5 protein-coding genes are annotated in these 2,964 nt (G+C 57.9%); 3 read left to right on the top strand and 2 right to left on the bottom strand.

What is annotated here, in order from left to right; genetic code table 11:
* On the top strand, positions 1-289 hold a 289-nt coding region (locus tag WAW39_RS20030; protein WP_422320936.1), incomplete at its 5' end, for a hypothetical protein.
* Here WAW39_RS20030 and WAW39_RS20025 read toward each other — a convergent pair.
* On the bottom strand, positions 272-838 hold the full coding sequence (locus tag WAW39_RS20025; protein ID WP_422320935.1) for an SRPBCC family protein: 567 nt from the start codon (positions 836-838) through the stop codon (positions 272-274). The genes WAW39_RS20030 and WAW39_RS20025 overlap by 18 nt on opposite strands.
* Before the next feature lie 191 nt (positions 839-1,029).
* Here WAW39_RS20025 and WAW39_RS20020 point away from each other — a divergent pair, with 191 nt between their 5' ends.
* Entirely contained in the window at positions 1,030-1,707 is a 678-nt protein-coding gene (locus WAW39_RS20020; protein WP_422320934.1) for a response regulator, read from the top strand.
* 34 nt (positions 1,708-1,741) lie between these two features.
* Here WAW39_RS20020 and WAW39_RS20015 read toward each other — a convergent pair whose 3' ends face one another.
* Positions 1,742-2,440, bottom strand: a complete 699-nt coding sequence (locus WAW39_RS20015; RefSeq protein WP_422320933.1) for a response regulator — start codon at positions 2,438-2,440, stop codon at positions 1,742-1,744.
* A gap of 218 nt (positions 2,441-2,658) precedes the next feature.
* Here WAW39_RS20015 and WAW39_RS20010 point away from each other — a divergent pair.
* The coding region (locus tag WAW39_RS20010) for a hypothetical protein (protein WP_422320932.1) at positions 2,659-2,964 on the top strand (306 nt) is incomplete at its 3' end.

Here is a 2,964-nt window from a genome sequence, read left to right as displayed (position 1 = left end):
GTGCAATCCCCTTCCCTCATCAGTGCCACCCTTTGCCGGGTCCACGCAGAACAGTGAACTCGCAACCGGTGCGGCCGGCTCCTTCGATTTGCTCTGGCTGTCTGACCTCATCATCTCGGTTCTTGAGAATGACAGCGTTGCCGCCAGCACAGGAGCCGGCCAGTCGGCCGCATTCTTCTTCTACACCGAGGAAACATCGTGCCCGGCAGAACCAGAAAATCTAAGCGTGAAGACGGCCGATTCCTCCTCCATCATCGCTGGCATGTTGGCATCACTCCACGCACACTGAATTGAGGCTCATCTGCGCTCTCGGGCTGCTGTGTTTCGTTTTCAGCATGTTGTGACCGTTCGCCGGCGTGTGCGCTGTCTCCTCCCGGCTGAGGCTGCTGCTACCGATGGTGCCCCGCCAGCCATCGGGCAAAACGACCGCTCCCTCGATAAAATCTTTGAAGCGCAGCAGATCTCCCACCACCCGCGCCTTCACCAGCCCCAGTGCAGCGGCCGCCTTCTCAACAATCCCCTCGGGTTTGTAGTTCAGGTGCAGATGCACGCGCGTGCAGTTCATGCCCAGCGAAGTGAAAACCACCCTTCCAGAAGTCACCACTCCGTTCGTGCTGCGCCATGCGATGCAGGCATCCGGCACTTGCTCGATGATCTCCGCCAGCCAGGTCTTCTTTTTCCCGCCCATCTTCACCTGCCATTCCACCCGGTCACAACCCAACTGATGCACCTCGGTGACTCCGTCCATGAACAGCGGAAAATCCTCAAACCGGGTCCATTGGTTGTAAACGGTCTGCAGAGGCAGGTCGATGTGGATCGCTTGGTCAATGATTTCCATAATGCAAATCGAGGTGAGATTTTAGAATGACCATCGCAGCTCGGGCCCGGCCCGGACGCGTTGAATTTCTCGCCCCGCCACTTTTTTTCATCAGCGGGGTACAACCCATTGCTCCTCGACTTGCGAAGCTCATGTGAATCAAATCCCGGCGCAGGGTTTGTTAGCGATTCAACCAACGCTCTGTTCTCCTGATGAATCCGATCAACATTCTGCTCTCTGAAGACCACATGATTCTCCGCGCTGGCCTGCGCTCTCTGCTGGCGGACGAAGACGACATCAGGATCATTGGCGAAGCCGCCAATGGACACCAGGCCGTCGAACTTTGCCTGCACCTGCAGCCCCACATTGTCGTGATGGACATTCACATGCCACGGCTCAACGGGCTGGAGGCGACCCGGCAGATCATGCAGGCACGGCCTGCCACCAAGATTCTCATTTTGTCAGCCTCCAGCGATCCCATTCATCTGGAGGAGCTGATGAAGCTTAAAATATCGGGGTATCTCCTCAAGCAGTCCGAGGCAGAACTCCTGCCCGCCGCCATCCGCGCAGCGCACAAGGGCGAAGCCTATTTCAGCCCCTCCATTGCCAGACATTTGGAGCGCGAGGCCTGCAGCGATGCCGTCCATGAGCCCTCCTGCCTCACTCAGCTCACCTCACGCGAAGCCGAGGTGCTCCAGCTCGTCGCCGAAGGCAGCGCCAACAAGCAGATTTCCGCAGAGTTGCACATCAGCGTGAAGACGGTGGACAAGCACCGCCAGAGCCTGATGAAAAAGCTCCGCATCCATGACATCGCCGGACTCACCCGTTACGCCATCGACAGAGGCATCATTGACAGCGAGGTCCGGGTAGCCGTGACAGACTTGGTCTGAGCTGGCGCAGCCGCCGGCCGGAAACAAAACCAGCTCAGTCTTGCGACACCGCAACCCATTCGATGGCAAAGCGCATCAGTTCGTCCGCATCTTTAAAGCCGAGCTTTTCTTTGATGTGCATCCGGTGCGTTTCGACCGTCTTCACGCTGAGATGCAGTGCATCGGCGATCTCACGCGTCGTCTTGTCGCGTCCGAACAGCTGCAGCACCTCAAGCTCACGATCAGAGAGCTTGTCCACGGGCGATCCCAGGTCCCCTTCGCTGCCTTGGATGGTCTTGAAAATCAGCTTTTCCGTGAAAAGCGGACTGACATAGATGCCGCCGCCGATGACTTTGCGCAGTGCTTCCAGGATGTTTTCCATCGCCTGCTGTTTCATCACATAACCCTTCGCTCCAGCGCGCAAAGCCCGCAGGGCATAGAGGGATTCATCGTGCATGGAGATCATGAGAATGATCAGCGACGGCTGCTCCGCCAGCATGTGTTTGATCAGCTCAATCCCGTTCGTTCCTGGCATGGACACATCGAGCAGCGCCACCTCGGGCTGGTGCAGCCTCATGGCTGCCAGCGCGCTCTGCGCATTGGACGCCTCACCGCAGACGGAAACGTCGCTGAACTGGCCTAAAAACTGGCAGATTCCGTGCCGGAACACGGGATGATCGTCCACCACCAGCAGGCGTTTGCCGGCGGTGGTTGTCGCAGGTGAAACCATGGCGGTCTGGGCAGGGGCGCTCATTGTCTCCAGGATCCCGGAGCCCAGTTAATATTCGTGTCGCACCAAATGGGCACACAGAACATGCGTGAATCTATCATATCCCCAAACTTCGCAGCTAGCAGGCCGTTTGGTCGTGCCAATTTCTGCCTGCTGCCACTTCAAAGGCACTTGTCAGAGTCGCTTGTGAAATAGATGAGTTTGTGACAACCATGCACTCTGCACCTCGCGTACAGAACAACATGAATTCCGCACCTGAAATCCCTTGGAAACGCGTGGCCGGGTTTGTGCGGCAGCACACGCATGATGTACGCAACGGCTTGAACAGCCTTGATCTGGAAACCACCCTCCTCAACGAACTCGTGACGGATGGAGAAGCCACGGCCAGCGTGGAGCGCATCCAGAAGCAGCTCCGTGCGCTCTCCGTGCAATTGCGTTCCCTTGCCGCTCTGTTTCAAGATCCGCAGCCCTTCGCAGCACCCATCTCCGCCCGCGTGCTGCTCGCAATCTGGCGCGAGAACCATGCGGCTCTGCAGGATGTCCTGGAG

The organism is Prosthecobacter sp., assembly GCF_049294395.1.
GTDB lineage: Bacteria > Verrucomicrobiota > Verrucomicrobiia > Verrucomicrobiales > Verrucomicrobiaceae > Prosthecobacter.
Note: the sequence above shows the minus strand (reverse complement) of the source record. Positions and strands in the feature narration are given on the sequence as shown.

What these genes read in the sequence shown, in the direction of transcription:
- WAW39_RS20015 (WP_422320933.1), bottom strand. Translation starts at nt 2,440, where the DNA reads ATGAGCGCCCCTGCCCAGACCGCCATGGTTTCACCTGCGACAACCACC.
- WAW39_RS20020 (WP_422320934.1), top strand. Translation starts at nt 1,030, where the DNA reads ATGAATCCGATCAACATTCTGCTCTCTGAAGACCACATGATTCTCCGC.
- WAW39_RS20025 (WP_422320935.1), bottom strand. Translation starts at nt 838, where the DNA reads ATGGAAATCATTGACCAAGCGATCCACATCGACCTGCCTCTGCAGACC.